We start from the raw sequence: 23,934 nt of genomic DNA, 5'->3' as shown, positions 1-23,934 counted from the left end.
ATACCCTCTCCTGGCTGGCGGTCTACTCGTAGCGGACCGCGAGGATGGTGTATTCGCGGATGCCGCCGGGTGCGCGCACCTCGACGGGATCACCCTCCATCTTGCCGATGAGCGCCCGGGCGATGGGGGAACTGATGGAGATCTTGTTTTCCTTGAGGTCGGCCTCGGCATCGCCCACGATCTGATAGGTGACTTCGTTGCCCCCGGCATCTTCCAGTTCCACCGTGGCGCCAAAGACGATCCTGCCGCCGGCGTTGAGGGTTTTGGGATCGATGACCTGGGCGCGGGCGATATTGTCCTCGATCTCGCGGATCCGCCCTTCGATGAAGGCCTGCTGTTCCTTGGCGGCGTCGTACTCCGCATTTTCCGAAAGATCGCCCTTGGCGCGGGCCTCGGCAATGGCTTCAATGACGGCGGGTCTTTCCACCGTCTTCAGGCGTTGCAGTTCCTCGCGCAGGCGCTGGGCGCCGATGACCGTCATGGGGATTTTCTGGCTCATAGATTCCTCTGTGCCGCTGAGCTGTGGACCAGGTCCTGCAAGCGGATCACGCTCCGTTCCTGGGTGAGTAGTTCTTGCAGGGCGGCAGCGCCGGCCGTAGCCCCTGCCAGGGTGGTGTAGTAGGTGATGCCCATTTGCAGGGCCGCGCGGCGGATGCTGAAGGAATCGCGCACCGATTGCTTCTCGTCCACCGTATTGATGATGAGCTGCACCTTGGCGTTCTTGATGGCATCGACAATATGCGGCCGCCCTTCGGTGACCTTGTTCACGGCCTCGACGCTCAGGCCCCGGGCCTGGAGAAAGGCCGCCGTGCCGCGCGTGGCGATGAGCCGGAAGCCCAGATCCGCCAAGCGCCGGGCCACCGCCGGCAGTCCGGCCTTGTCGGCATCGCGAACGCTGAGAAAGACGGTCCCGGTCGTGGGGAAACGTTCGCCGGCGCCCAACTGCGCCTTGAGGAAGGCCTCGCCGAAACTCGCGCCGATCCCCATCACTTCGCCGGTGGATTTCATTTCCGGGCCCAGCAGGACGTCCACGCCGGGGAATTTGATGAAGGGAAAGACGGCTTCCTTGACGCTGAAATGGGTTGGGTGGGTGTATTCCAGCACGCCCTGTTCGGCCAGGCTCCTGCCGACCATGCAGCGCGACGCGATCTTGGCCAGGGGGCGACCGGTGGCCTTGGAGACGAAGGGCACGGTGCGCGAGGCGCGCGGGTTCACCTCCAGCACATAGATCTTGCCGTCCTGCACCGCAAACTGGCAATTCATCAATCCCACCACCCCCAGGGCCTGGGCCAGGGCGCGACTTTGCCGGCGCAGTTCATCCTGGATCTCGCCGCTGAGGGAATAGGGCGGCAGGCAGCAGGCGGAATCGCCGCTATGCACACCCGCCTGCTCGATGTGTTCCATGATGCCACCCACGACCACCATCCGGCCATCGGCGACGGCGTCGACGTCCACTTCCATGGCATTGTTGAGGAAACGGTCGAGCAGAATGGGTTGTTCACTGGAGATGCGCACGGCCTCGTGCATATAGTGATCGAGGTCTTCCTCGCCATAGACGATGCGCATGGCACGGCCGCCGAGCACATAGGAGGGACGGACCACCAGGGGGTAGCCCAGTTCGCGGGCCTGGGTCTGGGCCTCGGCAACGCTGCGGGCGATGCGGTTTTCCGGCTGGCGCAGCCCGAGCCGCGCCAGCAACTGCTGGAAGCGTTCGCGGTCTTCGGCCAGGTCGATGGAGTCCGGGCTGGTGCCGATGATGGGTACGCCCGCTGCCTCCAGATCGTTGGCGAGCTTGAGGGGTGTCTGGCCGCCAAACTGGACGATGACGCCCTGGGGCTTTTCCACCGCCACGATCTCCAGCACGTCTTCCAGGGTCAGGGGCTCGAAATAGAGGCGGTCGGAGGTGTCGTAATCGGTGGAGACGGTTTCCGGATTACAGTTGACCATGATGGTCTCGTAACCGTCTTCGCGCAGGGCCATGGCGGCGTGGACACAGCAGTAGTCAAATTCGATGCCCTGGCCGATGCGGTTGGGCCCGCCGCCCAGGATCATGATCTTGGGCCGGTCACTGGGGGCCGCCTCGCATTCCTGCTCGTAGGTGGAGTAGAGGTAAGGGGTGGGCGAACTGAACTCGGCGGCGCAGGTGTCCACCCGTTTATAGACGGGGCGAATGCCGAGCTTTTGCCGGTGTTCACGGAGGAGCTGCTCGCGGCAGCCCAAGAGCCGCGCCAGACGGCGGTCGGCAAAGCCCATGCCTTTCAAGCGGCGCAGGCGCTCCCCATCGAGGCTGGTCAGCGGCAGGCCGCGCAGCCCATCCTCTGCGGCTACGATCTCGGCAATCTGCTCCAGAAACCAGGGGTCGATGTGGGTGGCGGCAAAGACCGCCTCCACGGTCCAGCCCTGGCGGAAGGCGTCGGCCAGATACCAGAGGCGGTCTGCGCCTGGGATGCGCAGTTCCTGCTCCAGGCGCTGGGCGGCATCGGGGCTGTCCGGGCGCAGTTTTTCATCGAAGCCGTCCACTCCCACCTCCAGGCCGCGCAGGGCCTTTTGCAGGGATTCCTGGAAGCTGCGGCCGATGGCCATGACCTCGCCCACGGATTTCATCTGGGTGGTCAGGCGGGCGTCGGCGTCGGGGAATTTTTCAAAGGTGAAGCGGGGGATCTTGGTGACCACATAATCGATGCTGGGCTCGAAACTCGCCGGTGTCGCCTGGGTGATGTCGTTGCGCAGTTCGTCCAGGGTATAGCCCACGGCGAGTTTGGCCGCCACCTTGGCAATGGGGAAACCGGTGGCCTTGGAGGCTAGCGCCGAGGAGCGCGACACCCGGGGATTCATCTCGATGACCAGCAGACGGCCGTTTTGGGGATTGACGGCGAACTGCACGTTGGAGCCGCCGGTATCCACGCCGATGCGGCGCAGTACGGCAATGGAGGCGTCGCGCATGGTCTGGTATTCGGGATCGGTGAGGGTCTGGGCCGGGGCGACGGTAATGGAGTCGCCGGTATGAATACCCATGGGATCCAGGTTTTCGATGGAACAGACGATGATGCAATTGTCCGCCCGATCGCGCACCACTTCCATTTCGAATTCTTTCCAGCCGATCACCGATTCTTCGATGAGGATCTCGTGGCTGGGGCTGGCTTCCAGCCCGCGCGCGGCGATCTCCTCGAACTCCTCGCGGTTGTAGGCGATGCCGCCCCCGGTGCCGCCCAAGGTGAAGGACGGCCGGATGATGACGGGGAAACCGATCTCCTCGGCGATGCGGCGCGCGCTGTCCATGTCGTGGGCGAAGGCCGAGCGCGCCACCTCCAGGCCGATTTCTTCCATGGCCTTTTTGAAGAGGCCGCGGTCTTCCGCCTCGCGGATGGCCGCCACCGAGGCGCCGATGAGTTCTACCCCGAACTGCGCCAGCACCCCTTCGCGATGCAGGTCCAGGGCGCAATTCAGCGCGGTCTGGCCGCCCATGGTGGGAAGGATGGCATCGGGACGCTCGCGCTCGATGATCTTGGCCACGGTGCGCCATTCCACCGGTTCGATGTAGGTGGCGTCGGCCGTTTCCGGATCGGTCATGATGGTGGCGGGGTTGGAGTTGACCAGGATGACCCGGTAACCCTCCTCCCGCAGGGCCTTGCAGGCCTGCACGCCGGAGTAGTCGAACTCGCAGGCCTGGCCGATGACGATGGGGCCGGCGCCGATGAGGAGGATGCTCTCGATGTCCTGGCGCTTAGGCATGGGCGCGGGCCTCCTGCTGGTCCATGAGGGTGATGAAGGCGTCGAAGATCACGCCGGCGTCATGGGGGCCGGGCCCGGCCTCGGGATGTCCCTGGAAGGAGAGGACGGGCAGGTCGCGGTGGGCCATCCCCTGCAGGCTGCCGTCGAAGAGGGAGAGGTGGGTGACCTCCAGGCAGTCGGGCAGGCTCCGGGCATCCACGGCAAAGCCGTGGTTCTGGCTGGTGATGAGGACCCGGCCGCTATGGAGGTTCTTGACGGGATGGTTGGCGCCATGGTGGCCGAATTTCATCTTGATCGTTTGCGCACCCAAGGCCAGACCCAGAAGCTGGTGGCCCAGGCAGAGACCGAAGGTGGGGATGCCGGCGGCGATCACCCCGCCCAGAGTCTCCTGGCCATAATCCACCGCCGCCGGGTCGCCGGGGCCATTGGAGAAGAGCACTCCCTGGGGCGCCATGGCGATGATCTCCGCCGCCGCCGTGCGGGGCGGCACCACGGTCACGCGGCAGCCGCGATCCACCAGCAGGCGCAGGATGTTGCGCTTGGTGCCGAAGTCAACCACCACCACATGCCGCGACAAATGCCCTGCTACCCGGGAGACATAGCCCTGCTCGGGGCGCACGCTCCCCTCTTGCCAGGCGTAGGCCTTTCGGCAGCCCGCTGCTTCGGCCAGGTCCATGCCCAGCAGGCCGGGAAAGGCGCGGGCCGCCGCCAGGGCGGTGGCGTCATCGACCCGATCCCCTACCAGGACCGCGGCATTCTGGGCACCCCCATCGCGCAACCGGCGGGTCAGCGCCCGCGTGTCGATATCCGCAATGCCGGGCACCTGATGACGGGCGAGGAAGGCGGGCAGCGCTTCCCGACTGCGCCAACTGCTCGGTGCGCGGGGCGGATTGCGCAGCACCAGGGCCGCGCAGTACACCCTTTCGCCCTCGGCATCTTCGGGGTTGATGCCGACATTGCCGATATGCGGGTAGGTAAGGGTCACGATCTGGCCCATATAAGACGGGTCCGTGAGGATCTCCTGATAACCGGTCATGGCGGTGTTGAAACAGATTTCGCCCACGGCAAGTCCTGCCGCGCCGAAGCCCGTTCCGCGAAAGATGCTACCGTCTGCTAATGCCAGAACCGCCTGCACGCCCTACCTCGCCGCCAAGTGGATGCAAAAAAGGGGAGGGGGTCCCCTCCCGCATGGATTCTTCTCATTGTAAGGAGGGGATAGACGGCGGTCAATGTCGCGTCTTGCCTGGGGCCGCCGGTGCCTGAAGACCTGCCTTCTGCCCCAGCCACGGGCATTGAGGATCAGCGCAGCAGCGCCGCCTGTCCGGGCCGGCAACGGGTCTCACTCGGGCGTGGGCCTTTGGCCGCCGCCCGCCGGACCAATTCGTCCTCGTCGGCGCAAAGGCGCGTCCGCTGCGCATCGCTAAGCAGTGGATTGCGGGCGATGGCGTAGCGCACATTGGGATCCGGATCGCCTGCGCAGCGGGCCACCTGCTCGGCCGTAAGGTCCGGCCGTTTGGCCAGGCAGAGGCGGATGACGTAGTCCTGGTCGGCGACCAGTTCGGCCACTTCATGGGGGCGCAGATCGGCGCGCCGTGCAAAATAGCAGCGGGTTTGCATCCATTGTTCGCGCAAGAGCAAGGGCCGCAAAACCTCGGGCAGGTCGGCGCTGAGCGCCCAGCGCATTTTTTCATCCAGAGAGAGGGTACGCCATTGTTGAGCGTCCATGTTTTTCCTTGAATAGGCTTGATCCGGAATAGATCTTGGGGAGAGGAATTTCTGCCGCAAGTATTGCATCGGAGTTTTTCACATCTTCCACTGGCCTTTCAATGCCATTTATTGCTTACGCCGACGGCAGGCGGCTGGTATTCTGATCGGCTTGTTTCCTTGCCTCCGCCCGGGGCAAGGGCAGCCCCAGGCCGGCCGTGGTACTTGCGGTTGCCCGGGTGCGGGTGTTAATTTTCCCCCTACTTGCTCATTAATAGGAATGAAAGTATATAGGAAAAAACTTATATATGCGGAGGGCGCCAGCATGGCAAGCCATCCATTTGCCGGAAAGAACCATGGATAACAATATCCACGGATGTTGAATGTCCGGTCCATTTTGTCTGCTCGATGCACTATTCCCCAAGGGCATCGCGAAACGGCTGCATTTTGCCCAATGCGCGTTCCCATCCATGCCCATGCTGCGCGAAGAAATGGGGCGGTATGCGCATCCCCCGCTGGAGCGAGGGATTTGCAGCCTTTCGCCCAGCCCCTCGCCGCTGAGGTCAATCATGATGAACATACGCATACTTCCCGATAGAGCGAAAGCCTTTGGCGCACTGCGCATCCTATTCGGCCTGATCTGGGTGCTGAATACCTTTTTGCAGGCCAACAGCGCTTATGTCGGTCAATTCCTCCACAGCTTCCATGCCGATTGGGTGGCGGGGCAGCCGGTCTGGCTGGCCTACTACGGCCACTGGATGGCAGCCCTGATCACCCGGATGGGCCCGGCGCCGGTGGCCTGGGCGAGCGTGGGCATGGATGGGCTGCTGGCTGCGGCCCTGCTCACCGGCGTCGGGCTGCCCTTCATGGCCTGGATTGGCGTGATCTACAACCTGTGGCTCTGGTCTACGGTAGGCGGGTTGGGCGGTCCCTATACGGCAGGGGCGACGGACCCCGGCACCGCCATCATTTATGCCTTGTGTTTCCTGCTGGTCATCTTCAGCCGTTCCTGGGAAGGACTGAGCCTGGTCCACGGCACGCGGCGGCCCGTTTCTCCCCGGGCCATGGCCTTTGGCCGGATCCTCTTCGGCCTGCTCTGGCTCTTTGACGCCTATTGGAAATGGCAGCCTTATTTCCTCACCCATTCCGTGACCTATCTGCAGCAGGCCCAGGCCGGCCAGCCGGCCTGGATCGCGGCCTATATCGGCTTTTTCATTGCGCTGATTCAGGCGACGGGGCCGATGCTTTTCGGCCTCTTTGCTGCGGTGGTGGAGAGCATCATTGGCTTGGCCCTGGTCTTCAATCGGGCCTTGCGCTGGATCATTCCCATCGGTGCCGCCTACAGCTTCGGCCTGTGGACAACGGCCGAGGGTTGGGGAGGACCCTTCGGTCCCGGCTATACGGGGAACAAGGGGGATGTGCTGGGCACCACGATCATCTACATGCTGGCCTTTTTCTTTCTCGCCGTTTGGGTGTTCCTGACGGACCATCCGGCCCCGCAGTCGGCGGCCAAGGGCGGTCCTCTCCGCCCCGCCTAACCGGGCGTTGGCGGCGCCATATCGAAGAGCGGGACTTCCGCGGCCAGCCCATGGCGCTGGCCGCAAGCGGGGGGCAGATCCCGGCGCGGTGGCAGCACCCATATCTGCAGCAGATGAACGGCTTCGCGGGCGGACGGGTTCCCTTCGCTGTGGCGCACGCCCGTACCCGCACACATCATCTGCACATCGCCGCCACCAATGATGCCGCCATTCCCCATGCTGTCCCGATGCTCCAGCCGGCCGCTCGGGACGTAAGGCAACTCCTCGGCCATTCATGTTCATTGCGACGCATGCCGGCTTTTCCGTCATGCCAAGGCATGATCCTCTCCATTCTGCCCATCCCCCGACGATTTCCACGCGATGTCATCCATGCGAGCCTTGTTGACAGAAACAAATTTTGAACTAAAATTAATCGATAATAAGTATAAATATGTTATTAATATTAGTATTTACTAAATTTCATCAAAGAGGAGGTCCACATGAACAAGTTCTTGTTCGGTACCGCCATCATGGCCATGACCATGGCATACGGGATTCCTGCGGCCGACGCATCATCGCCGCCTTTGGGGCTTCCTCCCGTACCCATCCCGGCGGACAATCCGCAAACACCGGCCAAGATCGCCCTGGGGGACAAGCTCTTCCATGACGCCCGCTTCAGTTCCACCGGCACAATCAGTTGCGCCAGTTGCCACGCCGACGCCAAGGCGTTCACCGATCACCTGCCTGTCGCCGAAGGCATTCACAAGCTCAAGGGGACGCGTAATACCCCCACCATCATCAACGCCGCCTATTTTCATTTGCTGTTTTGGGATGGCCGCGAGCCCAGCCTGGAAGCGCAAGCGAAGGATCCCATGGTGAATCCCGTGGAGATGGGGCTCAAGAACCACGAGCCGGTGCTGAAGATCGTGCGTACGGATCCGGCCTACCAGGCCATGTTCAAACAGGTCTTCGGGGTGACTGGAAATCAGGTCACCATGAAGCAGGTCCTCATGGCCATCGCCAGTTTCGAGCGGAACGTGGTTTCCGGAGACAGCCCCTTTGATCGTTACGTCTATGGCGGCGACAAAAAAGCCATGTCGCCGGCCGCCGTCGCAGGCATGTCCATTTTCCAGAACAAGGGCCGCTGCGTGGATTGCCACACCATGAACACCACTTATGCCACCTTTACGGACAACCGTTTCCATAATCTCGGCATCGGCTCCAACGAGCTGGGCACCAAGAAGATGCAGCAACTGGCCATGGCCTTTTTGGCGAGCAAGGCGCATCGGAAGGAGGTGGACACGACGGTGCTGACCAATAAGGACATGTCCGAGTTGGGCCGTTTCGCAGTGACCGGCCAGCTCAACGACCTCGGGGCGTTCAAGACGCCGATCCTGCGCAACGTGGCCGTGACCGGGCCCTACATGCACAACGGTAGCCTCAAGTCCCTCATGGACGTCGTGAATTTTTACAACAACGGCGGGGTGGTGAAGAAGGGGGAAAAAGCCACCGTGTTCCAGAGCGGCGGGATCCGTCCGCTGGGCCTGACGGAAAAGGAAAAGAAAGAATTGGTCGCGTTTCTGGAGGCCTTGACCAGTCCGCAATATGTAAACGATGGCCCCAAGAGCCACATTCGCAGCGCTGCCAGTCGTTGAGGAGAAGATCATGAAAGCAAGCATGGATCGACGCAGTTTTTTGAAGGGGGCCGGCACGCTCGCCCTCGGGGGCCTGATTCCGCTCAATTTGATCGAAGTGGCCTTCGGCAAGGATAACCCCCAGAACTTTACCTTTGGTTATATCTCCGACTCCCACCTCACCCACATCAAGGGTACCCAGTTTGTGCGCAACTGGGATCACGGGCTCCGCCGGGCGGTCGCCGAGCTCAACATGATGGACCCCAAGCCCGACTTCGTGGTCTACGGCGGCGATATCGCCCAACTGGGGAAAAAGGAAGAAATCGACCATGGCCTGGAAATGCTGTCGTCCATTCGCAATAAAATCCATTACGTGATGGGCGAGCACGACTACTATCTGGACCTGGGCAAATACTGGGAATCCCAGCTCGGCCCCCAGTGGTACGGCTTCGACCATAAGGGCGTGCATTTCGTCGTGCTGAACAGCATCCTCACCTATCCCGACTGGACCTACAAGCGCTGGCCCACTGCCCAGGAGCGCATGCACCAGATGGCGCGCCTGGACAACCCCCAGGGCTCGCCCTTCATGGTCGGGGAAGCGCAGCGGGCATGGATGCAGCAGGATCTAGCCAAGGTGAGCAAGGACACGCCCATCGTGGTCCTCTCCCACTCTCCCCTGTACAAGATCTACAAGGGCTGGAACTTCTGGACCGACGATGCCGAGCAGGTCCAGGCGCTGCTCCAGCCGTTCAAGAAGGTCACGGTCATCCATGGCCACGTGCATCAGGTCCTCTACAACCAGATCGGCAACATCAGTTTTTACGCCGTGATGTCCACCGCCTGGCCCTGGCCCTATGCCAACACCTACACCCAGGCCAAATCCCTGGTGCCCAAGCTCACCGTACCCATGAACCGGGCCGACCCTTTCCACGAGCGCGACGCCACCGGCTGGACATCTTTCGATCTGGCCAATGGCCACGTGGACACTCATTACCAGTTATGGAGCAATACCGACCGCACGGTAGCCTTCAATACGCGGGATGGGAAACCGGAGGATACGGTGTATCAGCCCGAAGACAAACGTATTCCCCCCCAAACCCAATACTAGGCCAAGGAGCGATGCCATGAACTACAAGCACACCCGTTTTTTCCTCTCCTTGACCCTGGGCCTCGGTTTGGGCCTGGCGGGAACCGCTAGCGCCCAGGCGGACGAGTTCACCAACGCCGACCTGGAACAATGGCAACAGGACTTTGCCTGGACGGTCAAGAAGGGCGACCGGCTCTTTCACAGCCCCCTGGGTAGCAACACGGTTTCCTGTGACCAGTGCCACCCCAACGCCGCCGATACCCACCCCGAAACCTACCCCAAGTTTCAAAAACAACTGGGGCGGGTGGCCACCCTTGGCGACATGATCAACTGGTGCATCCAGAATCCCGCCCAGGGCAAGCCCATGTCCCTGGACGACCCGCGCATGATCGCCCTGGAAGCCTACATCACCTACGAACGCCGGGGCGTTCCCCTGGCACCGGGCAAGCACTGAAACCCCGACGGGGACGGCTCATGGCCGGGCGGCATCCCCGTCCGGCTCGACTCAGGCAAAGAGCTTGCGGGTAATTTCGGCCACATGCCGGCCCTGGAAGCGGGCGATGCCGAGTTCGTTGGCGCTGGGCTGCCGTCGGCCTTGGCCAGCGTGCCGGCGCCTTCGGCCATGCTTTTGTGCTGTAATCAGAGAATCAGGATCTTGCTATCGGTTGACTCCTCTGTGCGTGTGGACGCTGCTTGTCCTAGTAGAGCGCACGCAGTATATTTTGTGAAGTAGGTACTGAAGAGTAACCAAGACGTGGCGCGACAGACCCGACAAGATACGACCTGCCCCATGGATGCCTTGCTCCGTTTGCTCATGGGGCCATGGACCACATACATCCTGTGGGTGCTGCGCCAACGGGGGCCGTTGCGCTTCGGGGCCCTGAAACGCGAGGTCGGCGGCATCTCGGCGCGGATGCTGACGGAGCGTCTGCGCATGCTGGAGGAGGCCCGGGTCATTTTCCGGGAGCACCACCCCAGTATTCCTCCCGAGGTCACCTATGGGCTCAATGCCCGCGGCCAGGAACTGGGTAGCGTGCTGGATGCCCTGGATAGCCTGGCCAGGCGCTGGGCCGACGAAGACGAGAGGACCCATTGATGCAGGACACGCTGGCGCAGGTCTGGGTCTGGTTGAACCGCCCGCTGCCCTTGCCCGGCAATCTCGCCGTGCATCCCTTGGGCATCGGCGAATTCCTGCTCATCCTCGTCTTCCTGTGGTGGGGGGCGGCCTGGCTGCGGCGTACCCTGCGGCGACTGCTGAGCCGGCGTCTGGATCATGCCACGGCCTATGCCATCTCCCGCGTCACCTATTATCTGTTCATTGCCCTGGGACTCCTGGTGGCGCTGCAGACCATCGGCGTCAATCTCAGCAGCCTGGCCATCTTCGGCGGCGTGGTGGGCGTGGGTCTGGGCTTCGGCCTGCAGAACATCTTCAGCAACTTCGCCTCGGGGCTGATCCTGCTTTTCGAGCGCAGCATCAAGGTGGGCGACTATGTTCAGCTCAAGGAAAACGGGATGCACGGCGAAGTGAAACAGCTCGGCGTGCGCTATACCCGGGTGATGACCAACGATCATGTGGACATCCTGGTGCCCAATTCCCAGTTCATCAACGGCGATGTGATCAACTGGAGCCTGGATGAGCCCCTCATGCGCCTGCATATCCCTTTTCGGGTGGCCTATGGCACCGACCGGGAGCGCTTGCGCGAGTTGGTGATCGCCACTGCCCGTTCCGTGGATACGACGGTGGCCGACGGCATCCACGAGCCCAACCTGTGGATCACGGCCTTTGCCGATGCGGGGTATGACTGCGAGATGATCGTCTGGGTAGGACGCGATGGCCTGACCCGCCCCGGCAATACCCGCGCCCAGTACAATTGGGCACTGGCCGAGACCTTGGAACGGGCCGGCATCGAAATCCCGCGCCCGCGCCAGGATGTAGTGCTGGCCCGGCATGGGCCGATGGCGGCCCATCAGGGCGAGGCCGCCTCTTCCTCCGCCTCTTCCACATAGCTGCGCGGACTGCCGGGAGTGGCTATGGCCCGGGGCGGGATGAGGAAGGCGTAGGCCGCCAGCGCCGCCAGCAGGCAGAGCCACATGGACAGGCGCAGCAGGTTGTCGATGCTCAGGGTGCTGGCCTGCACGGCCACGAGCCTGGCCAGGGTTTGGGGTGACATGACCGGCTGGCCGCCATAGGCGAGGAGCTGGTCATGGAAGGCGCTGGTGGCCAGGGCGCCGTCGCGGACCGCATATACGCTGATCAGGCTCACGCCGATGTTGGCGCTGAAGACCCGGATGAAATTGCTGGTGGTGGCGGCCTTGGGGATGTCTTCGGCGGGAATGCCGGAGAGGATGATCATGGTCAGGGGCACAAAGAGCATCCCCAACCCCAGCCCGAGCAGCAACATGGGCCAGAAGATCTCGGCCAGGCCGCTTTGGGGGCTGAAGTAGCTGCTGCCATAGGCGGCGGCAAAGAGCAAAAAGCACAGGGCCGCCAAGCGGCGCAGGCCGAAGAGCCCCTGCAGACGGTCCATGAGGGTGGAGACGGGCACCGCCGCCAAGCCGATGGGCAGCAACAAGACACCTCCCCAATAACCGTTGAAACCGAGACTTTCTTCGGCCCAGAGGGGCAGTTCCGTAGCCCAGCCCATGAACAGTGACCAGCCCAGGCAGAGCAGGAGGAGGCCGAGCCAATAATTGCGCCGCTGCAGGAAGTAAAACCGCAGCAACGGATGTTCCGCCCGGCTTTCCCGCCAGGCAAAGAGCAGCAAGAGGATCAGCGCCGCCAAGGCCATGTGCAGGATGAAGGGCGACTGCCACCAGCCGTACTGCTCCCCCTGATCCAGGGTCACCTGCAGGGCCATGAGGCCGGCGTAAAGGAGGCCAAAGCCGGGCAGGTCAAAGGCCGGCATGCCGCTCTGCTCCCCGCCCGCGGGAATGCCCATGCGCCCGAGGAACCAGGCCAATCCCCAGAGGGGCAGGGAGAGCCAGAAAATGAAGCGGAAATTGAGGCTGGTGGCCAGCCAGCCGCCAATGGCCGGCCCCACAAAAAAAGGCAGCAACATGGCATTGCTCCACAACATGGTGACCATGCCGTGGCGCGCCGGAGCGCTGTGGCGCAAAAAGAGGCTTTGGCTGAGGGGCACCAGGAGTCCCGCCCCGATCCCCTCCATGGCGCGCGAAAGCAGCATGATCCACAGGTTGGGGGTCAGGGCGCTGATGATGGTGCCCAGGGCGGCAAGGACTACGGCGCCTTGGAATACCCGGCGGGCGCCGAAACGTGCCGTGGTCCAGGGCATCAGGGTGATCCCCAGGGACCAGTGGACAATGAAGTAGGTGAGGGTCCATAGGGAGTGATCGCTGCTGGTGGCCAGTCCCCCGGCGATGTACGGGAGGATGCCCTGTACGGCGGAGCCTTCGAAGGAGCCCAGACCCAGTGCCAGGGCAACGCCGGTGAACAGGGCGGAGAGGGTGGTGCTACGGTTTTCCATGGGTTCCTGAGCGCTGCGCGAAGGGGTTTTCCGGCGGAAGGGCGCCATGAGCGTACCGTTATTCCGGCTGGCGCCCTTGTCGATACCCTAGGCTGGGGATTAATATCCGTCAAATAGATTGATTGGAGATTAATGATCGATATTTCCGATGCATTTTCATAGCGAAGATCTCCTGGCCTTCCTGGCCGTGGCGGAGGCGGGTGGCGTGGGTGCGGGGGCAGAGGTGCTGCGGCGTAGTCAGCCCGCCGTTTCCGAGCGCCTGCGGGCCTTGAACGAGGCCGTTGGCGAGCCCCTTTACCAGCGTGCCGGACGGGGCATCCGTCTCACGGCTGCAGGGGAGGCGCTCCTGCCCTATGCCCGGCGCCTACGCGATGTGTTGGGCGAAGTGCAGGGCTGGGCGGCGCGCCAGCATGCCTTGCAGGAAGGGAGCCTGCGCATTGCGGCCAGCAATACCGTGGCCAACTATTTCCTGTTGGAGCACCTGGCTACCTTCCGCAGCCGCTATCCCGGCATACAGGTGCAACTCAAGACCGGCCCCATGGACTGGGCGCTCTCCGCTTTGGGGGCCTGGGATCTGCTCTTCATGGAGGACGCCGTGGATGCGGCCGCCCTGCCGGGCCATTTCCTGCAACGGCCCTGGCGGCAGGACGAAATCGTAGCCATTCTTCCCCGGGACCATCCCTGGGTGCGGGAAGGGCGGTTGGCGGTGACCTGGCCGGAATTGCTGCAAGAGCCCATCGTCTGGCGGGAGCCCCTCTCGGGGGTGCGGCGCACCGTGGAAGCGGCCTTGGCCCGGGCGGGTTTGCGGGCCCGTTACAGCGTCGAGGTGACGGGTGTCGAGGCCCTGCGCGAGGCGGTGGCGGCGGGCCTGGGGATCGGTTTTGCCGCGGTGGAGGCCCTGGATCGAGTGCGCTGGCCCCTGGCCTCCTTGCGCCTCAATCCCCCGGGCGGCCTGATCTGGACCCTCTATCTGATCCTGCCGCAGGTCCATTTTCAGTCGCTGGCGGTAAGGGCCTTTTTGGAGCTCATCGGACAGGATCCGGATGCGGCAAAAACCCCCTGACGGGAGGGCGGTTCATCCCTCGTCCTCTGCCAGCATGAGGAAGGCCCCGGAGCCGCCCGCGGGATGTTCCAGCCAAATGAGGGGGAGGTCCGGGCGACGGCGAATGAGGGCCTCTTCGGCGTCGCCGGTTTCCACGACCAATACACCGTGGGGAGTGAGGTGGCGCGGGGCGGCGTCCAGCAGCGGCAGCAGGCAGGCGAGGCCATCCTCGCCAGCGGCCAGGGCCTGCCGGGGTTCATGGCGGTATTCGGGCGGCAGTTCCGCCATGGCTGCGGCATCCACATAAGGGGGATTGCTGAGGATCAGGTCATAACGCTCGCCGCCCAGGGCGCTGAAGAGGTCCGACTCCAGCAGGCGCACGCGTCCTTCCAGGCCGTGGGCGCGGACATTGGCCCGGGCGACGGCCAGGGCGTCGGCGGACAGATCCACGGCATCGACATGGGCCTCGGGAAAGCGCAAGGCCAGCGCAATGGCCATGCAGGCGGAGCCGGTGCCGATTTCCAGGATGCGCTGCACCCGATCCTCTTCCACCCAGGGGGAGAAGCCCTCCTCGATGAACGGTTCCAGGAGGCTGCGGGGGATCAATACCCGCTCGTCCACCCGAAAGCGCAAGCCGGCAAACCAGGCCTCGCCCGTGATATAGGCGGCCGGCCGGCGGAGCAACTCCCGTTGGTAGAAAAATTGCAGCACCCGCTCCCCTTCCGCGGGGAGCAGGCGCGCTGTCCATAGTCCGGACAGATCTTCCGGCTCCAGGTGCAGGGCACGGGCCAGGAGGTACTCGGCCTCGGCCCGCGGGTGCTGGCGGCCCTGGCTGCAGTCGATGCCGGCGGCGGCAAAGCGGCTCGCCCCCCAGCGCAGATAATCGGCCACGCTGCGCAGATGGGCGCGCGGGGCACGGGCGTAGGCGTCCATGTCCATCAGTTGATCTCCAGCCAGACCGGGCAGTGGTCCGCGCCCATGACCTCCGTGGCGATGCCGGCATCCCGCACGCGCCCCAGCAGGCTCCGATGCACCCAGAAATAATCCAGGCGCCAGCCGACGTTGCGCGCCCGGGCATTGGTGCGCTGGCTCCACCAGGAGTATTCCACGCGCTCGGGGTAGAGGTGACGAAAGCTATCCACCCAGCCCGCCGCCTCCCATTGGTCCAGCCAGGCGCGTTCCTCGGGCAGGAAACCGGAGATCCTGGCGTTCTCCTTGGGGCGGGCGAGATCGATGGGGTGATGGGCGGTATTGACATCGCCGCAGAATACGACCGGCCGTCCGGCGGCCACGCGGGCATTGATGTGATCCAAAAAGGCGGCGTAAAAATCCAGTTTGTAGGCCAGCCGCTCGGGGCTGGACTTGCCGTTGGGAAAGTAGACATTGTAAAGATCGAAATCACCGCAGTCGGTGATGACTACCCGGCCTTCGACATCGAAGCGGGGGATGCCCAAGCCGGCCTGCCGATGCCGACAGGGAGGGTGACAAAAGCTGGCCACTCCACTATAGCCGGAGCGTGCGGCTACGGCCCACAGCCCGTCGTAACCGGCCAGGCGGGCCTCATCCTCTGGCAACTGGGCGGGATCGGCCTTGCTTTCCTGTACGCAGAGGACATCCGGGCGGGCCCTTGCCACCCAGTCGGCAAGACCCTTCTTGCGCGCCGCTCGCCAGCCGTTGACGTTCCAGCTATAGAGCCGCATCAGCGCAGGACCCGTACCGCCAGAAAATCGCCCTGGACGATGACCTTTTCCAGGATTTTCCGGGCAGCATCGTCGGCGGGGCCTGCGGTGACCAGCAGGGCCAGGCCCTCCCGTGCCGCCGTTGGGCTGATGACGCCATAGCGCAAGGCGAGGTGATAGAGCACGGCTACGCCGCGTTCCTGTTCGGGGCGGTTTTCCAGCTCGCCGACCAACTGCGAGTGGGGACCACCATAGAAAAGGAGCTTGCGCACATGGGCGACGGGGGGGAGGGTGGTGACTGGGGTACTCATGGAAAGATCCTTGGAATGCCGGGGTTATTGTGCAGGAACGGGCGCCTTGGGCCAACCCTCGCAGCGCAGGGACCAGCGGCCGCCCATGGCCGGATCCGCCAGCGATGGACCGATTTCCGTGAGGGCGGCGGCCAGGTTGTCCACCACCCCCCACGGTGGGTTGACCATCAGCAGGCCGCTGCCGATGAGGCGCTCGCGGCCCTCTTCGGGACGCTGCAGGAGCTCCATGACCGTAGCCGGCAGCTTGCCGCGCAAGCCCTGCAGGAAGCGGGTAATGATGCCCCGGGTCTTGACGGGGTACCAGACGAGGTACGCGCCCTGGGGCCAGATCTGGTAAGCGCGCAGCAGGGTGTCGGTCAGGCGTTCCCATTCGTCGCGGGCCTCGAAGGGCGGGTCCAGCAGCACCAAGCCGCGCCGTTCCGCCGGCGGGATTTGCGCGAAGAGGGCGCGGTACCCGTTCTCCGCCAGAATGCTGGTATGCGCACGGCGGCCCATGGCGGTGCGCAGCGCCTGGGCCGGTTCTGCCTCCTGCTCGCAAAGGACCATCCGGTCCATAGGGCGCAGCAGGGCCGCGGCCACGGCCGGCGAGCCGGGATAATGGCGCAAGGCGCCATCGGCATTGGCCGCCGCTACGGTTTTCAACCAGGTTGCGGCATGCACGAGGCTGCGCCGGTCGCTCCACAGGCGACCGATCCCCTCCCGGTATTCCCCTTCCCGGGCCAGGGCGTAGCGCGCGGCGCCGGCGTGGGTGTCGATGTAGGCCAGGGGCGCGTCCTTGCGGGTCAGGGCCTGCAAGGACAGGGTCAGGGCCAGATGCTTGCAGCAGTCGGCGGCATTCCCGGCATGAAACTGATGGTCATAATTCATGAATTTTGGCTTGGCTTTGGTCGGGGCTTTCGCCATGATAACAGAATTCAACGTCGAACGGCGCACGCCGACAAGGGGGATTTATGCGACTCTTTGCGACCCAGACCAGCCCCTACGCCCGCAAGGTGCGTATGGTGCTCATGGAAAAAGGAATAGCTTGCGACGTGGAGTGGGTGGATCTGCGCGCCAGTGATCACCCCGCCCTGGCCCACAATCCCTTGGGCAAGGTCCCGGTATTGCTGCGCAATGACGGCGAGCCCATCTATGACTCGGCGGTCATTGTCCAGTTTCTGGAACAATTTCGTCCTGATCCGGCCATCATCCCCCACGATCCCGAGGGGCGCTTGCGCGCCCTGCGCAGCGAGGCCCTGGCCGGCGGCATCATGGATGCCACGGTGGCCTGGGTCCAGGAGCAACGCCGCTCCAAGGACTGCCAGGATCAGGCCTTGCTGCTCCGCTTGCGCGGCAAGGTGGTCGCCGGCCTCACCACCCTGCAGCGGGAAAGCGCCGCGTGGACTCATGGCCGCGATCTCCCGGTGCTGCCCCTCCAGCAGATAGCCGCCGTCGCTGCCACGGCCTATGTGGACCTGCGCGCGCCGGATTTCCTCGTCCAGTTTCCCGACCTGGTCGCCTGGCTTCACAGCCTCCATGACCGGCCCAGCGTCGCTCAGACCGAGCCGCAATGAGGGGGGAACGGACGCCCTATCCCGGGATTGGACGGGGCGCGCAGTGGCCATGAAAATTTCCGCTTGGAATGTGAATTCCCTCAAGGTGCGCCTGCCGCAGGTGCTGGACTGGCTCGCCGCGCAGCAGCCGGATGTGCTCTGTTTGCAGGAGACCAAGCTCACCGATGCCCAGTTTCCTGTCGAGGCCCTGCGGGCGCTTGGTTATCATGCGCTTTTCCATGGTCAGCCCAGCTACAACGGCGTCGCCATCCTCAGCCGGGCCACACCCGTAGATCCTCTATGCGGCTGGCCGGACGGGGATGACAGTCAGGCCCGTCTGTGCGCCGCGAGCGTCGGCCCCTTGCGGGTAGTGAATGTCTATGTGCCCAATGGACAGTCCGTGGCTAGCGACAAATATGCCTACAAGCTCGCTTGGCTGGCGCGGCTGCGGGCGTTTCTGGCCGACGAACTGCTTCGCCATCCTCGCCTGGCGCTTCTCGGCGACTTCAACATCGCGCCCACGGATATGGATGTCTACGATCCTGGGGCCTGGGGCGAGGAGGTTCTCTGCTCCCCCGCCGAGCGTGCGGCCCTGGCCGGCATCCATGAACTGGGTTTCCACGACAGCTTCCGCCATCTCTATCCCGAAGCCCGGGCCTGGAGCTGGTGGGATTATCGGGCCGCCATGTTCCGCCGCGATCTTGGCCTGCGTATCGACCTGATCCTGGTTTCATCCGCCCTCCTGCCGGTCCTGGGGGCCGCCGGCATCGACCGCGAGGCGCGTCGCGCGGAACGCCCTTCGGATCATGCGCCGATCTGGCTCGACCTGGGGGACCTCCCGTGATCGGTATCCTGCTCGTGAACCTGGGCACTCCCGACGCCCCCGAAACCGGCGCCGTGCGCCGCTACCTGCGCGAGTTCCTCAGCGATCCGCGGGTGGTGGAGATCCCCCGTCTGCTCTGGTGGCCCATCCTCAATGGCCCCATTCTCCTGACGCGCCCCGCCCGCTCGGCGCGGGCCTACGCCAGAGTGTGGATGCCCGAGGGATCCCCCCTCCTGGTCTACAGCCAGCGCCAGAGCGATGCTTTGGGCGCCCTGCTGCAGGCGCGCTTTCACGGTCAGGTGCGGGTGGAACTGGCCATGCGTTATGGCAACCCCGCCCTGGCCGCCGGGCTGGCCGCCCTGCGCCAGCAGGGTTGCACGCGGATTCTTCTGGTTCCCCTCTATCCCCAGTATGCCGCTGCCACCACCGCCTCCACCTTTGACGCGGTCGCGGCAATCCTGCGGGGACAGCGCGAGATTCCCGAGCTGCGCATGATCCGCGACTGGCACGATCACCCGGCCTATATTGCCGCCTTGGCGGGACGGGTGCGCAGCTATTGGCAGGCCCACGGCCAGCCCGATCGCCTGCTGATCTCCTTCCACGGCCTGCCCGAACGCTGCGTTGCCCTGGGCGACCCCTATCGCCGCCAGTGCGAGCGCAGCACGGAACTCCTCGTGGCGGAATTGGGCTTGCCGCCGGAGGCCTGGGTGCAGACCTTTCAGAGCCGCTTTGGTCCGGCCAAATGGCTGGGGCCCTATACCGGCCAGACCCTGCAGTCCCTGGCGAAGGCAGGGGTGGAACGGGTGGACTGCTTTTGCCCCGGCTTTGCCGCCGATTGCCTGGAGACCCTGGAAGAGATCGCCATGGAAGGCAAGGAAGGCTTTCTCCACGCCGGCGGCAAGGAAATGCATTATATCCCGGCCCTCAATGACGATCCGGCCTGGATCGAGGCCCTGGCGAGCATCCTCCTCCCCCACCTGGAGGGATGGGACGAGGCGCTGCAGACGGGAGAGCATGGGGCGGCAAAGGATTTTGCCGTTTCCGCCACGGCGGGATAAACTACCCCTACACCCCAGCAAAGGATGCGCACCATGATCGTCGCCAAGGACAAGGTTGTAACCATTGACTACACGCTCACCGATGAAGAAGGCGAGCTCATCGACAGCTCCGAGGGCGAAGAACCCCTCATCTATCTGCATGGTCACCACGGCATCATCCCCGGTCTGGAAAATGCCCTGGCCGGGCACCGCGCCGGCGACAAGGTACAGGTATCCATTCCCCCCGAAGCGGGCTATGGCGACTGGGAAGAGGACCTTGTCGAGGTGGTGGGCGTCGAGGACTTTGATGATCCGGAAGAGCTGGAAGTGGGCATGCAGTTCGAAACCATGACCGAAGAAGGCAGCAAGATGGCCACGGTGATCGATATCGAGGGCGATGATGTCACCGTCGATCTCAATCATCCCTTGGCGGGCATGACGCTGAACTTCGACGTGACGGTGCTGGGCGTGCGCGATGCCACGGCGGAAGAGCTGGCCCACGGGCATGTGCATGGGGCTGGCGAAGAGGGGCACTGAGCTCCTCTTTCCGGGTAGTCGGGACGGCGGCGCTTAGGGGCCTGGCGGATGAATGGCGCCGGGCCGAAAGGCGTCCTGCGCGGACTGGGTCTCATGTCCGGGACCAGCGCCGACGGCGTCGATGCCGCACGTCTGGAGCTGGGCGCCGATGGCCATTGCCGCTTCCGCGGCTGGGTCGATACGCCCTATCCCCCGGACCTGCGCGCTGCGGTGCTGGCCGCCAACGATGCCCTGACGGTGGAGGCCGCCGCGCGCCTGGACCGGCGCCTGGGGCAGTTCTACGGGGTCGTCGCGCGGGACGCCATGCACGGCCTCGGTCCCGTGGACTTTATCGCCATCCATGGTCAGACCATTCGCCATCAGCCTGCGGGTAGCGAGGGCTTCACGCTGCAGATCGGCTCCGCCGCCGATGCCGTGGCGGCGACGGGGCTGACGGTGGTGAATGATTTCCGCCGCGCCGATGTGGCGGCCGGAGGACAGGGAGCACCCCTGGTGCCGCCCTTTCACCAGCACATCTTTGCCGCCCCGGGGCCGCGCCTGATCCTCAATCTGGGCGGCATGGCCAATCTTACCTGGTTGCCGGGCAGCCATGATCCCCGTCCGATACTGGCCTTTGATACGGGGCCGGGGAATGTCCTCCTCGATGCCGTGGCGGATCTGCACAGCGGCGGCCGCCTCCACTGCGATCAGGGGGGGCGCATGGCCTTGGCGGGGGTGGCGAACCAAGCCCTTCTGGCCGAGTGGCTGGACTGGCCCTATTTTCTGTCGCCCCCGCCCAAAAGCACAGGACGGGAGGCCTTTGGCCTGCCGTTGGCGGCGAAGCTCCTGGGGGAATGGGAAGGGCGGGTGGAAGATCTCATGGCGACCTTGCTCGCCCTCACCGCCCAGTCCATTGCCCGGGCGGTACGGCGCTGGACACCGGAGAGCCCGGAGATGCTGGTTTTTGGCGGCGGGGCGGAGAACCCGGCCTTGCTCGCCGCCCTGCAAAGGGCGCTCCCCGCCATCCGCATCGTCCACGGTGCGCAGGCTACGGGCATCCCCAGCCAGGCCCTGGAGGCGCTGGCCTTTGCCTGGCTCGGCGCCCAATGCCTCCTGGGCCGTCCGGGCAACCTGCCGGCGGTAACCGGCGCCGCGCGGATGGTGGTGCTGGGCGGCATCCATCCCGGCGGCAACTGGCCTTTGTTGATGAAGAAGATGATTCGGTATAAGAATAAATGAATCATGGGTGGCCGCAACGGATGGGGAGCAGAGGGATGACCATAGCAGCACCCGGACAGCCGAGCGGCAGGACGGCCGTCTACGGCATCATCGGCGACCCGGTGGCGCATAGCCTATCGCCGTGGATGCATCGCCTCTTTGCCGAACAGCAGGGGGTGGACATGGTCTATGTCCCTTTCCCCGTGCAGGCCGCACACCTGGAGGCCGCCCTGCGCGGTCTGCCGGCCTTGGGGGTGCGCGGGGTCAATGTCACCGTACCCCACAAGGAGGCCGTGTTGCCCTTTCTGGACGCGCTGACGCCCGAGGCCAGGGCCATCGGCGCCGTCAACACGCTGGATTTTACCCAGCAGCGCATGCGTGGCCACAATACCGATGCCAGCGGCTTTGCGCGCGCCCTCAGCGCTGCCGCCGGAACGGACTGGCGGGGCGGAGCCGCTCTGGTCATCGGTGCCGGGGGCGCTGCCCGCGCCATCATTTACGCCCTGGGTGTTGCCGGCTGCGCGCCGATCTTCCTGGCCAATCGCCATCTCCCCCGCGCTGCGGCCCTGGCCCGGCAATTCCCCCAGTTCCCCGTGCAACCCCTGCCCCTGGAGGCCGCGGCCCTGGCCCAGCCCTTGGCCGCAGCGGCCCTGCTGGTCAATACCAGTTCCCGCGGCCTCCAGGGCGAGGACCATCCCGAGCTGGATCTGCAGCGGCTCCGCCCGGATGGCATTGTCTGCGATATCGTCTATAACCCCCTGGAAACGCCCTTGTTGCGGGCCGCCCGCCGGCTCGGCCGGCGCACCGTGGACGGTTTGGGCATGCTGGTCCAGCAAGGGGCGGAAAGTTTTCAGGGATGGACGGGCCTGGCTCCCCAGAGCAAGGCCATTCAGGACACATTGAGCGCATGGCTACAAACCCAGAAAGCACCGCGTTAACGCCTCTGCTGCGCGCCCTGGTGGCCAACGGCCTCGGGGAAGAGACTGTGCTGCGCAGCACGGCGGAAAAGGCAGCGCGAAGCAAAAAGCCGCTGATCTTCTCGCTGGTGGAACATGGCGCGGTCCAGCCCGCGGCCCTCATGGCCTATCTCTCCGAGCGCTACGGCGTGCCGATGCTGGACCTCAATGCCGTCGACCTGGACGAAACGATCATGGGGCTGCTGGATCGCGGCCTCATGGAGCGCTATCAGGTCCTGCCCCTGTCCCGCCATGAAAACGTCCTCTATCTGGCCATGGCCGACCCCACGGACTTCAAGGCGGTGGAGGATGTGAAGTTCAACACCGGCCTGCAGGTTACCCCCGTTCTCGTCGAGGCCGACAAGCTGGCGCGGGCCGTGGATGCCAGTGCCGGCAGTATGCGCGGGCGGCTGGCGGATCTTTTTGCCGAGCAGGCGGCGACCGCGGCGGAGGAGCAGGAAGAATTCGATCTGGCCAAGGTGGAGGAAGGTGTCGAGGATGCGCCGGTGGTGCGCTTCGCCCAGCAGCTCCTCCTGGACGCCATTCAACGCGGGGCTTCGGATATCCACATCGAGCCCTACGAAAAGGACGTGCGCGTCCGCTACCGGATGGACGGCGTCCTCCATGACGTCCTCCACCCGCCGGTCCAGTTGCGCGACGGGGTTACCTCGCGCCTCAAGATCCTCTGCCGTCTGGATATCTCCGAACGCCGCCTGCCCCAGGATGGGCGTCTGCGGGTGCGCATACCGCCGGATCGCGTGATCGATTTCCGCGTCTCCTTTCTGCCCACCACCAATGGCGAGACCATCGTCCTGCGTATTCTCGATCCCGCCAGCTCGCGGGTGGGCATCGATCAACTGGGTTTTCTTCCCGAGCAGCAAAAGGCCTTTGAAGACGCCATCCGCCGCCCCTACGGCATGATCCTGGTCACCGGCCCGACCGGCTCGGGCAAGACCACCACGCTGTATACGGCGCTGAACATCCTGAACACCGGCGATGTGAATATCAGCACCGCCGAAGACCCGGTGGAAATCACCGTCTACGGCATCAACCAGGTCAACGTCAACGAGCGCATCGGCCTGAGCTTTGCCGCAGCCCTGCGCTCTTTCCTGCGCCAGGACCCGGACATCATCATGGTGGGCGAGGTGCGCGACCTGGAAACCGCGGAAACGGCCATCAAGGCCGCCCAGACCGGACATCTGGTGCTGGCCACCCTGCATACCAATGATGCGCCCCAGAGCCTCACCCGCCTGGAGAACATGGGCATTCCCACCTACAACATCGCTGGCTCCGTGCATCTCGTCATGGCCCAGCGCCTCGCCCGCAAGCTCTGCGTCCATTGCAAAAAACCCGCCAAGATCCCGGATCCGGCCCTCCTGGAGGCCGGTTTCCAGGCCGAGGAACTGACCGGCTGGCGGCCCATGACGGCGACGGGCTGTGAAAAGTGCAATAATACCGGCTATAAAGGGCGCCTTGGGCTCTACCAGGTGATGCCGGTGAGCGATGCCATGCGTGAGATCATCATGCGCGGCGGCACCTCCATCGACCTGGCGCGCCAGGCCGCCCAGGAAGGTGTCATCACCATGCGCCAGTCGGGGCTGCGGCGGGTAAGGGAAGGGGCGACCAGCCTGGATGAAGTCTTGCGGGTCACCAATTTATAA

Annotated in this window: 24 protein-coding genes; 14 read left to right on the top strand and 10 right to left on the bottom strand. The window is 64.4% G+C overall.

Translation table 11 applies throughout. The annotated features are described in order from the left end of the window. Positions 1 to 22: 22 nt before the first annotated feature. From greA to ACP5MM_RS00205, 4 genes are all read right to left on the bottom strand, one after another. On the bottom strand, positions 23 to 499 hold the full coding sequence (gene greA / locus ACP5MM_RS00220) for a transcription elongation factor GreA (protein ID WP_427930475.1): 477 nt from the start codon (positions 497 to 499) through the stop codon (positions 23 to 25). Next, on the bottom strand, positions 496 to 3,732 hold the full coding sequence (carB, locus tag ACP5MM_RS00215) for a carbamoyl-phosphate synthase large subunit (RefSeq protein ID WP_427930474.1): 3,237 nt from the start codon (positions 3,730 to 3,732) through the stop codon (positions 496 to 498). Before carB ends, greA begins: the two co-directional genes overlap by 4 nt. Continuing rightward, positions 3,725 to 4,867: a glutamine-hydrolyzing carbamoyl-phosphate synthase small subunit gene (carA, locus tag ACP5MM_RS00210; RefSeq protein WP_427930473.1), complete on the bottom strand. Its 1,143-nt coding sequence runs from the start codon at positions 4,865 to 4,867 to the stop codon at positions 3,725 to 3,727. The genes carB and carA overlap by 8 nt, the downstream gene beginning before the upstream one ends. Before the next feature lie 164 nt (positions 4,868 to 5,031). Continuing rightward, positions 5,032 to 5,457: a hypothetical protein gene (locus ACP5MM_RS00205; protein WP_427930472.1), complete on the bottom strand. Its 426-nt coding sequence runs from the start codon at positions 5,455 to 5,457 to the stop codon at positions 5,032 to 5,034. A 548-nt stretch (positions 5,458 to 6,005) separates the two neighbouring features. On the opposite strand from ACP5MM_RS00205, the gene ACP5MM_RS00200 reads away from it, so the two are divergent. Continuing rightward, positions 6,006 to 6,974: a hypothetical protein gene (locus ACP5MM_RS00200; protein ID WP_427933931.1), complete on the top strand. Its 969-nt coding sequence runs from the start codon at positions 6,006 to 6,008 to the stop codon at positions 6,972 to 6,974. Here the strand turns inward: ACP5MM_RS00200 and ACP5MM_RS00195 are convergent. Continuing rightward, on the bottom strand, positions 6,971 to 7,246 hold the full coding sequence (locus ACP5MM_RS00195; RefSeq protein ID WP_427933930.1) for a pirin family protein: 276 nt from the start codon (positions 7,244 to 7,246) through the stop codon (positions 6,971 to 6,973). The genes ACP5MM_RS00200 and ACP5MM_RS00195 overlap by 4 nt on opposite strands. Before the next feature lie 207 nt (positions 7,247 to 7,453). Here ACP5MM_RS00195 and ACP5MM_RS00190 point away from each other — a divergent pair, with 207 nt between their 5' ends. The 5 genes from ACP5MM_RS00190 (at position 7,454) to ACP5MM_RS00170 (ending at position 11,681) form a co-directional block, all read left to right on the top strand. Next, a complete protein-coding gene (locus tag ACP5MM_RS00190; protein WP_427930469.1) occupies positions 7,454 to 8,608 on the top strand; it encodes a cytochrome-c peroxidase in 1,155 nt (384 codons plus the stop codon). Positions 8,609 to 8,618: 10 nt separating this feature from the next. Continuing rightward, the gene (locus ACP5MM_RS00185; RefSeq protein WP_427930468.1) at positions 8,619 to 9,695 is read left to right on the top strand and encodes a metallophosphoesterase family protein; all 1,077 of its coding nucleotides are present in this window, start codon (positions 8,619 to 8,621) and stop codon (positions 9,693 to 9,695) included. A gap of 16 nt (positions 9,696 to 9,711) precedes the next feature. Beyond that, the gene (locus ACP5MM_RS00180) at positions 9,712 to 10,128 is read left to right on the top strand and encodes a hypothetical protein (RefSeq protein WP_427930467.1); all 417 of its coding nucleotides are present in this window, start codon (positions 9,712 to 9,714) and stop codon (positions 10,126 to 10,128) included. A 300-nt stretch (positions 10,129 to 10,428) separates the two neighbouring features. Next, positions 10,429 to 10,770: a winged helix-turn-helix transcriptional regulator gene (locus ACP5MM_RS00175; RefSeq protein ID WP_427930466.1), complete on the top strand. Its 342-nt coding sequence runs from the start codon at positions 10,429 to 10,431 to the stop codon at positions 10,768 to 10,770. Next, positions 10,770 to 11,681 (top strand): mechanosensitive ion channel family protein, encoded by a 912-nt coding sequence (locus ACP5MM_RS00170; RefSeq protein ID WP_427930465.1) that lies wholly within the window; start codon positions 10,770 to 10,772, stop codon positions 11,679 to 11,681. The genes ACP5MM_RS00175 and ACP5MM_RS00170 overlap by 1 nt, the downstream gene beginning before the upstream one ends. Here ACP5MM_RS00170 and ACP5MM_RS00165 read toward each other — a convergent pair. After that, complete coding sequence (locus tag ACP5MM_RS00165) at positions 11,642 to 13,159, bottom strand: MFS transporter (protein ID WP_427930464.1); 1,518 nt, start codon at positions 13,157 to 13,159, stop codon at positions 11,642 to 11,644. The two genes, ACP5MM_RS00170 and ACP5MM_RS00165, sit on opposite strands and share 40 nt — an antisense overlap. 148 nt (positions 13,160 to 13,307) lie before the next feature. Here ACP5MM_RS00165 and ACP5MM_RS00160 point away from each other — a divergent pair, with 148 nt between their 5' ends. After that, a complete protein-coding gene (locus ACP5MM_RS00160; protein ID WP_427930463.1) occupies positions 13,308 to 14,222 on the top strand; it encodes a LysR substrate-binding domain-containing protein in 915 nt (304 codons plus the stop codon). 12 nt (positions 14,223 to 14,234) lie between these two features. Here the strand turns inward: ACP5MM_RS00160 and prmB are convergent, their stop codons facing one another. From prmB to ACP5MM_RS00140, 4 genes are read right to left on the bottom strand one after another with little or no spacing between them, the layout of a single operon-like run. After that, complete coding sequence (gene prmB / locus ACP5MM_RS00155; protein ID WP_427930462.1) at positions 14,235 to 15,140, bottom strand: 50S ribosomal protein L3 N(5)-glutamine methyltransferase; 906 nt, start codon at positions 15,138 to 15,140, stop codon at positions 14,235 to 14,237. Beyond that, positions 15,140 to 15,901, bottom strand: coding sequence for an exodeoxyribonuclease III (locus ACP5MM_RS00150; RefSeq protein WP_427930461.1), 762 nt, complete (start codon positions 15,899 to 15,901; stop codon positions 15,140 to 15,142). The genes prmB and ACP5MM_RS00150 overlap by 1 nt, the downstream gene beginning before the upstream one ends. After that, on the bottom strand, positions 15,901 to 16,191 hold the full coding sequence (locus ACP5MM_RS00145; protein WP_427930460.1) for a DUF2322 family protein: 291 nt from the start codon (positions 16,189 to 16,191) through the stop codon (positions 15,901 to 15,903). Before ACP5MM_RS00145 ends, ACP5MM_RS00150 begins: the two co-directional genes overlap by 1 nt. 24 nt (positions 16,192 to 16,215) lie before the next feature. Next, positions 16,216 to 17,058, bottom strand: coding sequence for a 23S rRNA (adenine(2030)-N(6))-methyltransferase RlmJ (locus ACP5MM_RS00140; protein WP_427930459.1), 843 nt, complete (start codon positions 17,056 to 17,058; stop codon positions 16,216 to 16,218). Between the two features lie 83 nt (positions 17,059 to 17,141). Here ACP5MM_RS00140 and ACP5MM_RS00135 point away from each other — a divergent pair, with 83 nt between their 5' ends. The 7 genes from ACP5MM_RS00135 to pilB are packed head-to-tail and all read left to right on the top strand — an operon-like array spanning position 17,142 to position 23,934. Further along, positions 17,142 to 17,744 (top strand): glutathione S-transferase N-terminal domain-containing protein, encoded by a 603-nt coding sequence (locus ACP5MM_RS00135; protein ID WP_427930458.1) that lies wholly within the window; start codon positions 17,142 to 17,144, stop codon positions 17,742 to 17,744. A gap of 49 nt (positions 17,745 to 17,793) precedes the next feature. Next, complete coding sequence (gene xth, locus ACP5MM_RS00130) at positions 17,794 to 18,567, top strand: exodeoxyribonuclease III (RefSeq protein ID WP_427930457.1); 774 nt, start codon at positions 17,794 to 17,796, stop codon at positions 18,565 to 18,567. Then, complete coding sequence (gene hemH / locus ACP5MM_RS00125) at positions 18,564 to 19,604, top strand: ferrochelatase (protein WP_427930456.1); 1,041 nt, start codon at positions 18,564 to 18,566, stop codon at positions 19,602 to 19,604. The genes xth and hemH overlap by 4 nt, the downstream gene beginning before the upstream one ends. Before the next feature lie 33 nt (positions 19,605 to 19,637). Next, positions 19,638 to 20,120, top strand: coding sequence for an FKBP-type peptidyl-prolyl cis-trans isomerase (locus ACP5MM_RS00120; RefSeq protein ID WP_427930455.1), 483 nt, complete (start codon positions 19,638 to 19,640; stop codon positions 20,118 to 20,120). Positions 20,121 to 20,168: 48 nt separating this feature from the next. Then, a complete protein-coding gene (locus ACP5MM_RS00115) occupies positions 20,169 to 21,338 on the top strand; it encodes an anhydro-N-acetylmuramic acid kinase (protein ID WP_427930454.1) in 1,170 nt (389 codons plus the stop codon). 35 nt (positions 21,339 to 21,373) lie between these two features. Further along, the gene (locus tag ACP5MM_RS00110) at positions 21,374 to 22,255 is read left to right on the top strand and encodes a shikimate dehydrogenase (protein WP_427930453.1); all 882 of its coding nucleotides are present in this window, start codon (positions 21,374 to 21,376) and stop codon (positions 22,253 to 22,255) included. Then, a complete protein-coding gene (pilB, locus tag ACP5MM_RS00105; protein WP_427930452.1) occupies positions 22,225 to 23,934 on the top strand; it encodes a type IV-A pilus assembly ATPase PilB in 1,710 nt (569 codons plus the stop codon). Before ACP5MM_RS00110 ends, pilB begins: the two co-directional genes overlap by 31 nt.

The sequence above is a fragment of the Acidithiobacillus sp. genome (assembly GCF_049965315.1).
Taxonomy (GTDB): Bacteria; Pseudomonadota; Gammaproteobacteria; order Acidithiobacillales; family Acidithiobacillaceae; genus Acidithiobacillus_B.
Note: the sequence above shows the minus strand (reverse complement) of the source record. Positions and strands in the feature narration are given on the sequence as shown.

Coding starts and splice junctions, on each gene's coding strand:
- greA (WP_427930475.1), bottom strand. CDS start 499: ATGAGCCAGAAAATCCCCATGACGGTCATCGGCGCCCAGCGCCTGCGC.
- carB (WP_427930474.1), bottom strand. CDS start 3,732: ATGCCTAAGCGCCAGGACATCGAGAGCATCCTCCTCATCGGCGCCGGC.
- ACP5MM_RS00205 (WP_427930472.1), bottom strand. CDS start 5,457: ATGGACGCTCAACAATGGCGTACCCTCTCTCTGGATGAAAAAATGCGC.
- ACP5MM_RS00200 (WP_427933931.1), top strand. CDS start 6,006: ATGATGAACATACGCATACTTCCCGATAGAGCGAAAGCCTTTGGCGCA.
- ACP5MM_RS00195 (WP_427933930.1), bottom strand. CDS start 7,246: ATGGCCGAGGAGTTGCCTTACGTCCCGAGCGGCCGGCTGGAGCATCGG.
- ACP5MM_RS00190 (WP_427930469.1), top strand. CDS start 7,454: ATGAACAAGTTCTTGTTCGGTACCGCCATCATGGCCATGACCATGGCA.
- ACP5MM_RS00185 (WP_427930468.1), top strand. CDS start 8,619: ATGAAAGCAAGCATGGATCGACGCAGTTTTTTGAAGGGGGCCGGCACG.
- ACP5MM_RS00180 (WP_427930467.1), top strand. CDS start 9,712: ATGAACTACAAGCACACCCGTTTTTTCCTCTCCTTGACCCTGGGCCTC.
- ACP5MM_RS00170 (WP_427930465.1), top strand. CDS start 10,770: ATGCAGGACACGCTGGCGCAGGTCTGGGTCTGGTTGAACCGCCCGCTG.
- ACP5MM_RS00165 (WP_427930464.1), bottom strand. CDS start 13,159: ATGGAAAACCGTAGCACCACCCTCTCCGCCCTGTTCACCGGCGTTGCC.
- ACP5MM_RS00160 (WP_427930463.1), top strand. CDS start 13,308: ATGCATTTTCATAGCGAAGATCTCCTGGCCTTCCTGGCCGTGGCGGAG.
- prmB (WP_427930462.1), bottom strand. CDS start 15,140: ATGGACATGGACGCCTACGCCCGTGCCCCGCGCGCCCATCTGCGCAGC.
- ACP5MM_RS00150 (WP_427930461.1), bottom strand. CDS start 15,901: ATGCGGCTCTATAGCTGGAACGTCAACGGCTGGCGAGCGGCGCGCAAG.
- ACP5MM_RS00145 (WP_427930460.1), bottom strand. CDS start 16,191: ATGAGTACCCCAGTCACCACCCTCCCCCCCGTCGCCCATGTGCGCAAG.
- ACP5MM_RS00140 (WP_427930459.1), bottom strand. CDS start 17,058: ATGAATTATGACCATCAGTTTCATGCCGGGAATGCCGCCGACTGCTGC.
- ACP5MM_RS00135 (WP_427930458.1), top strand. CDS start 17,142: ATGCGACTCTTTGCGACCCAGACCAGCCCCTACGCCCGCAAGGTGCGT.
- xth (WP_427930457.1), top strand. CDS start 17,794: ATGAAAATTTCCGCTTGGAATGTGAATTCCCTCAAGGTGCGCCTGCCG.
- ACP5MM_RS00120 (WP_427930455.1), top strand. CDS start 19,638: ATGATCGTCGCCAAGGACAAGGTTGTAACCATTGACTACACGCTCACC.
- ACP5MM_RS00115 (WP_427930454.1), top strand. CDS start 20,169: ATGAATGGCGCCGGGCCGAAAGGCGTCCTGCGCGGACTGGGTCTCATG.
- ACP5MM_RS00110 (WP_427930453.1), top strand. CDS start 21,374: ATGACCATAGCAGCACCCGGACAGCCGAGCGGCAGGACGGCCGTCTAC.
- pilB (WP_427930452.1), top strand. CDS start 22,225: ATGGCTACAAACCCAGAAAGCACCGCGTTAACGCCTCTGCTGCGCGCC.